Annotated in this window: 4 protein-coding genes, 4 tRNA genes and 1 pseudogene; 8 read left to right on the top strand and 1 reads right to left on the bottom strand. The window is 42.8% G+C overall.

Features of this window, described 5'->3' with window-relative positions; all coding sequences use genetic code 11:
• The 8 genes from EXE29_RS12215 to EXE29_RS12180 all read left to right on the top strand — a co-directional run.
• A partial coding sequence (locus EXE29_RS12215; protein ID WP_120364740.1) for an amino acid permease occupies positions 1 to 1,145 on the top strand: 1,145 nt, incomplete at its 5' end.
• 190 nt (positions 1,146 to 1,335) lie between these two features.
• Positions 1,336 to 1,411: transfer RNA gene (locus EXE29_RS12210), tRNA-Glu, on the top strand.
• Between the two features lie 114 nt (positions 1,412 to 1,525).
• Positions 1,526 to 2,944 carry an amino acid permease gene (locus EXE29_RS12205; protein WP_120364741.1) on the top strand — a complete coding sequence of 473 codons (1,419 nt, stop codon included), beginning with the start codon at positions 1,526 to 1,528 and terminating at the stop codon, positions 2,942 to 2,944.
• Between the two features lie 105 nt (positions 2,945 to 3,049).
• A complete protein-coding gene (locus tag EXE29_RS12200) occupies positions 3,050 to 3,964 on the top strand; it encodes an alpha/beta fold hydrolase (protein ID WP_120364742.1) in 915 nt (304 codons plus the stop codon).
• Between the two features lie 138 nt (positions 3,965 to 4,102).
• Positions 4,103 to 4,178: transfer RNA gene (locus EXE29_RS12195), tRNA-Glu, on the top strand.
• A 24-nt stretch (positions 4,179 to 4,202) separates the two neighbouring features.
• Positions 4,203 to 4,278: transfer RNA gene (locus tag EXE29_RS12190), tRNA-Glu, on the top strand.
• A gap of 58 nt (positions 4,279 to 4,336) precedes the next feature.
• Positions 4,337 to 4,412 (top strand) — tRNA-Glu (locus EXE29_RS12185).
• 152 nt (positions 4,413 to 4,564) lie between these two features.
• Complete coding sequence (locus EXE29_RS12180; RefSeq protein ID WP_120364762.1) at positions 4,565 to 5,233, top strand: glutathione S-transferase; 669 nt, start codon at positions 4,565 to 4,567, stop codon at positions 5,231 to 5,233.
• A 67-nt stretch (positions 5,234 to 5,300) separates the two neighbouring features.
• On the opposite strand, the pseudogene EXE29_RS12175 reads toward EXE29_RS12180, so the two are convergent.
• A pseudogene (locus EXE29_RS12175) lies at positions 5,301 to 6,545 on the bottom strand (NADH:flavin oxidoreductase/NADH oxidase family protein).
• Positions 6,546 to 6,547 lie beyond the last annotated feature (2 nt).

Here is a 6,547-nt window from a genome sequence, read left to right as displayed (position 1 = left end):
ATATTGGCCCGGGTACAGGTTACATGGTCTCATGGATGTACTGGCTGGGTTGGTCAGCAACCTTAGGTACAGAATTTACCGCAGCCGCGATATTGGTGCAGGAATGGTTTCCACAAACCTCCATTTGGCTTTGGACGCTCATCTTCGCAGCGGGCGTGCTCATTTCTAATCTAAGCTCAACACGTGCTTTTGCAGAGTCTGAATTTTGGCTTTCAATGGTCAAAGTTGCCACTGTACTGGTGTTCATCTTACTGGGCTTTTCATGTATTTTTGGCTTTATTCCATTTGATGGTTATAGCTCAGCTCCTATGTTTAACAACTTAACGGAGCATGGCTGGCTACCGAATGGTTTATTTCCACTCTTTGCCACATTACTGATTGTGAACTTTGCCTTTAATGGTACAGAAATGATTGGTATTGCTGCAGGCGAAACCGAGAACCCTGAAAAGAACGTACCCAAGGCGATTCATGCTGCAGTATGGCGTTTGATTATTTTCTTTGTGGGTACCATTATCGTTATTAGCTCATTACTTACCTATACCGATGCAGGCTTAAACGTTGGCGGTCATGGTGGCTTAAGTAGCAGTCCTTTTGTATCTGTGTTCCAGCACATGGGCATTCCTTATGCTGAAGACATTATTCGCTTCGTGATTATTACCGCACTGCTTTCTATGGCTAACTCAGGTTTATACGCGGCTTCACGTATGATGTGGGCACTTTCCGCTCAAAAGCAACTGCCTCGTGTATTTGCCAAAGTGAATAAAGCTGGTGTGCCCGTTGTTGCCATTTGGGTAACGATGATTGGTGGCTTACCGGGTTTACTTTCCGAGCAATTTGGTGCCGATGTCATCTTTAAAAACTTGATGGGTGTTGCAGCCTTTACAATGGTGATTGTGTGGATGAGTATTTGCTGGAGTCAATTTAACTTCCGCCGCCAGTGGTTAAAGCAAGGTCATAGCGTTGCTGAGCTTAAATTTCAAACGCCTTGGTTCCCTTTAGTACCCATCCTTGGTTTTGTGTGCTGTACCGCAACAGGTTTAAGTATGGCTGCCGACCCTGAAATGCTTTCAGGCTTTATTGGCTGTCTACTGTTTATGGCTGCCTGTTATGCAAGTTATTATTGGTTATATCACAACAAAAATTAAGCATTAATACCTCAATGGATTGGTTTTGACTTAAACGCAGTGTTCTCACTGCGTTTTTTATCGCCAATATTTTCTTATTCTTTTCAATACCCTTCATTTTTTAATCAAACAATTCAATATTTTAAAAATTACCGCAATTCCAGTTTGACAGCTTTTTAAAAACTCCCTAATATACGCATCACCTCGCAACGTCCCTATCGTCTAGAGGCCTAGGACATCGCCCTTTCACGGCGGTAACCGGGGTTCGAATCCCCGTAGGGACGCCATATCTTGATCGCACCTGATCAGCACTTATTCAAAATTACTATTATTTCGTTGCAGATTTACAATTTTTCACTACAATAGCTCGCTTCATTCTCTTGATATTTTAATCTTTTCCTATGCACTCATCTCCGAATGATGCTTCGCATCAGGGCAATTCTGCGCCTTTAAAACGCGCTATGAGTACTCGACATCTGGTCATGATTTCGCTTGGTGGCGCAATCGGAACAGGCCTATTTTTAGGGTCGGGTGAAGTCATTGCACAAACGGGGCCTGTAGGTGCCATCATCTCTTACTTTTTAGGCGGTATTATCGCCTATATGGTCATGCTCTGCTTAGGCGAGCTGGCTGTACACATGCCTGAGTCTGGCTCATTTGGTGCTTATGCCAAACGCTATATTGGACCGGGCACGGGTTATACTATCACATGGTTATACTGGCTCACGTGGTCAGTCACGCTTGGAACAGAATTTACGGCAGCGGCATTGCTCATGCAGGAATGGTTCCCAGACAGTTCCATGTGGATGTGGACACTGATCTTTGGCGCATTTGTATTTACCTTAAATATGATTTCGACCAAATGGTTTGCAGAATCTGAATTCTGGCTCGCTTTAATTAAAGTCGTTACGGTTGTGGCGTTTATTTTGCTTGGTTTATTGGCTATTTTTGGTGTGCTTGGCTACCAAGGTCAAGAAACAGCACCACTGTTTAATAACCTAACTGCTCAAGGCTGGTTCCCAGAAGGACTTTTCCCAATCTTTACCACCATGTTAATTGTGAACTTCGCATTCTCTGGTACAGAATTGATTGGTGTTGCTGCTGGTGAAACCAAAGACCCTGCTAAAAACGTACCTAAAGCCATTAACACAGCAATTTTCCGCTTGTTAATTTTCTTTGTGGGTACCATTGTAGTCGTTACCTGCCTATTGCCACACCAAGAAGCCGGTCTAGGCAACAATGGAGTGAGTAGCTCACCGTTTGTAACCGTATTCCAGCATATTGGTATTCCATATGCTGAAGACGTTATCCGCTTTGTGATTATCACTGCGCTATTGTCAGCAGCCAATTCTGGCTTATTTGCAGCCTCTCGTATGATGTGGTCGCTGTCTTATAATAAGCAATTGCCCGCTGTATTTTCGAAAGTGAATTCACGTGGCATCCCTTACGTCGCGGTTATTGTGACCATGATTGGTGGTATGCCTGGCTTGCTCTCTGAGCAATTTGCACCTGAAGAAATTTTCACCAACTTACTGGGTATTGCTGCATTTACCATGGTGGTTGTATGGATGAGTATCTGCTTAAGTCAGTTCAACTTCCGCCGCCAATGGTATAAAGATGGTCATACCAAATCAGAGCTTGGTTTTGCCGCACCGTTGTTCCCAATCGTGCCGATTCTCGGTTTTATTTTCTGCTTCATCACTTGTATCAGTATGGTGTTTGATCCAACGATGCGCATCAGCTTCTTTGGCTGTTTGGCATTTATTGCTGCATGTTATGCAAGCTACTATGCGTTTTATCACAATAAAAATGCACAGTAAGTATCATTCTTGCTGACAATTCAGCAGCAAATTAGAGCAGCCTAGGCTGCTCTTTTTTTATCTATACTAAAACTAAAATAGCACTCATATCCTTGAGAATGACTGATGAATATTATTTTTATTCACGGGATGAACCAGCAGCATGAAACAGCGCAATCGATTGAAAAGCGCTGGCTCAGCTTGCTTGAACAAGCACTCAATCAAACACCGCAACAGGTTGCATTCACCTACTTAAAACGACATTTTCACATGCCATTTTATGGTGATTTACTCTCACGTTATCATCTCAGTAATGTACTTAGTGCCAGCACACTTCTGCCTCAAACCTGGCCACATCTTCCCTTTTTACATCTCAATACGTATGGACAAAAGAAACCAAACACAGCAACGTCTACAATCAAAACACCATTACAACCAATTATTCAACCCAAACAGCCACAGCCACAGCCACAGCCAAATTTTCACACAAAGTTTCATCAATTTAGTGCGCTCAGCAAAGATTATGCCTTACATCACTTTGCACAATGGATGAATGATTTTCCTAAACTACACACCACACTCTTGCATAAGTTTTTAGTTGAAACAGATTTATACTTATCCAATAGTCATTTTATGCATGCTGTACATTTGCGCATTCATCAGCAACTGCATGACAGCAAACCGAATATTATTGTCGCGCATTCATTGGGTTCCGTTATTGCCTATCACTACCTGCTCGAACACCCAGAAATGAACATCCGCAGTTTGATTACTTTAGGCTGCCCGCTTGCATTTCAAACCATTCAAAAGCGTTTACCTCAACCCATTCAGCGACCTACTTCACTCAAAGGAGATTGGATTAACTTTTATTCGCATGATGATTTTTTAGCAGCTTTAGCACTACAAAAATCACCTTTTGATTTCAGCCCCTCTATTTTAAATCGTGAGATTCGTACATCTATTGAACACCCACACGATATTGCTGGCTATTTACAGCATCCAGAAGTAATTCATGCCATCCTAAATTCGCTCACAAATTAACCCAAAACAATGTATTTTTCCCATATTCTTACAAGATTGTTTTAAATTTATGCACTCAGCACATAAAACTGAAATTATTTCTTCAAATGCGTTTGACACCCCCCTGTTTTCACCCTATTATACGCCCACCTCTGAAACGTCCCTATCGTCTAGAGGCCTAGGACATCGCCCTTTCACGGCGGTAACCGGGGTTCGAATCCCCGTAGGGACGCCAATTTTCAGAAGTACATTTTATTAAGTCCCTATCGTCTAGAGGCCTAGGACATCGCCCTTTCACGGCGGTAACCGGGGTTCGAATCCCCGTAGGGACGCCATTATTTAGTCTAAAAACTTAGACTTTAATTAACGGTTTTAAAATTTGCTTTCTGTACTGTCCCTATCGTCTAGAGGCCTAGGACATCGCCCTTTCACGGCGGTAACCGGGGTTCGAATCCCCGTAGGGACGCCATATTCAAGATGGCAACATCTTATCAAAAAGCTCAAGCATTACGACTTGGGCTTTTTTATTGCCAAAGCATTTATAAAAAATTGCCATCCGCTGGCCATACAACATAAGATAAAGATACTCAAAGTGCTTTATTTCACACCCATATAAAAATGATGCAGATCACATTATTTCATTTACCCAATTCCCGTTCCCAACGCATTGTTTGGCTATTAGAAGAATTAAACCTAAATTATGAACTGAATATTTGTGATCAAAATGCACCTCAAGCCAAGATGAAATTTCCAACTCTGCAGATCAAAAAACAAGGAAAAATACAGTCGCTAAGCGAAAGTAGCGCCATTGCGGAATACCTCTGCCAGCTCGAACAAAAACTTGTGGTTTTGCCATCAGATCAAGATTATTGGCATTATTGCTTTTATAAAAACTTTGCCGATGCCAGCTTCATGCCTAACTTGGCGTTAAAACAGGTCTTTGCGCAAATTGCACAGCAAACCCCTTGGCGTGTTCGCTTTGTTAGCCTTGCCTTCAAAGCTGCCTTTAACCGTGCTTATTTAAACCCTGAGCTGGATCAACAAATGCAGATGCTAAACCGCCATTTCACGCAGCACACATGGCTGGCTGGAGACGAATTCAGCAGCGCTGATATTTTACTATGGTTTCCATTACTGGCCTGTGAATTTGCGCATGCAGAATTTAGCGACTATCCAGCACTCACCCAATATTTAAAACAAATAAAAAGCAGACCCGCATTCCAAACTGCTTTACAGAAAGGACACTGGTCTGCTGAAGAATTTCAGCGCTATTGGCAAATCACACAGTAAGCTTTACACTGTTCATGTCATTCCACTGACACGCTGATTTTCAATTTTAAAAAAAACAAATTTAAGATTAAGCCGATTTACGTGAATTTACACGACCTTTAATCACCGCAGTTAAATTACCTTTTAAATATTTAAAAAAGACTTTTAACGGTGAGAGTTTTGGATTTGGCTGCTTGCCTTCTCCAATGGCTTTAAATTGCGCGGCATACCAAATAATTTCCATAATCGCCATTTTGTCGACCATTGGAATACCTGTTTTAATTTTGTCTACGCCATAGCGTACATCTTGCCCAGCAATCAGTCGATCTGCCAATGCCGTTTCTACTGCAAAGGGACGCGCAATGCCCACAAACTCACATGCACCACTGTCCAGCGCCGCATTCATGCCTTCAACGGTACGGAAACCGCCTGTTACCATTAAATGGCATTTCACTTCTTTACGGATTTTATCGGCAAAGTCTAGGAAATAAGCTTCACGGGCAATCGTCGATGCTTTACGTTTATCCTCTTTCGCACCCGCCATCGCAGGCGCTTCATAAGTACCACCCGATACTTCAATCAAATCAATGCCCGCGGCATCAATCGCTTTAAACACGGTAATCACGTCTTCTTCAGTAATGCCACCACGCTGGAAATCTGCTGAGTTCAGCTTGACTGCAATAATAAACTGATCCGATGTTGCTGCACGAACGGCTTTATAAATTTCCAATAAAAAACGCATGCGGTTTTCTACTGATCCACCTCATTGATCATTACGCTGATTGGTTAAAGGCGATAAAAACTGGCTAATCAGATAACCATGTGCACCATGCAACTGTACACCTTCAAAACCCGCTTTTTCACATACCGCGGCCGCTGTAGCAAAGCGCTGGATGATATCTAAAATTTCATCCTCACGTAGAGCACGTGGCGTACCAAAAGTTGTGGCTAACATGGGGCTAAATGGCACTGCCGAAGGTGCCACAGTTTCTTTATTTAAACCCTTAGGGCATTGGCGACCAGGATGTGATAGCTGTACCAATTGCACCATGCCATGCTTTTTGCCGACTTCAGCCCATTGGGTTAATAAAGCCAAATCACGTTCAGACTCAACCCCGACTACGCCTGGCTCATTTTTAGCACGTAAATCGACCATGACGTTACCGGTAATCGCACAACCTAATCCGCCTTTGGCCCAAGCTTCATACAAACCAAAATGCAAATGATTCGGCTGTCCTTGAGTATTTGCCAATGCTTCACTCATCGCCCCCTTAATAATGCGGTTCTTGAATTGCGTGCCACGGATCTGAATCGATTCTGCAAGATGGCTCATTT

It is taken from the genome of Acinetobacter sp. WCHAc060006 (assembly GCF_004209135.1).
Lineage (GTDB): Bacteria > Pseudomonadota > Gammaproteobacteria > Pseudomonadales > Moraxellaceae > Acinetobacter > Acinetobacter cumulans.
The sequence above is the reverse complement of the archived record's forward strand: the minus strand, read 5'-3'. Positions and strand labels throughout refer to the sequence as shown.

Coding starts and splice junctions, on each gene's coding strand:
- EXE29_RS12180 (WP_120364762.1), top strand. CDS start 4,565: ATGCAGATCACATTATTTCATTTACCCAATTCCCGTTCCCAACGCATT.
- EXE29_RS12200 (WP_120364742.1), top strand. CDS start 3,050: ATGAATATTATTTTTATTCACGGGATGAACCAGCAGCATGAAACAGCG.
- EXE29_RS12205 (WP_120364741.1), top strand. CDS start 1,526: ATGCACTCATCTCCGAATGATGCTTCGCATCAGGGCAATTCTGCGCCT.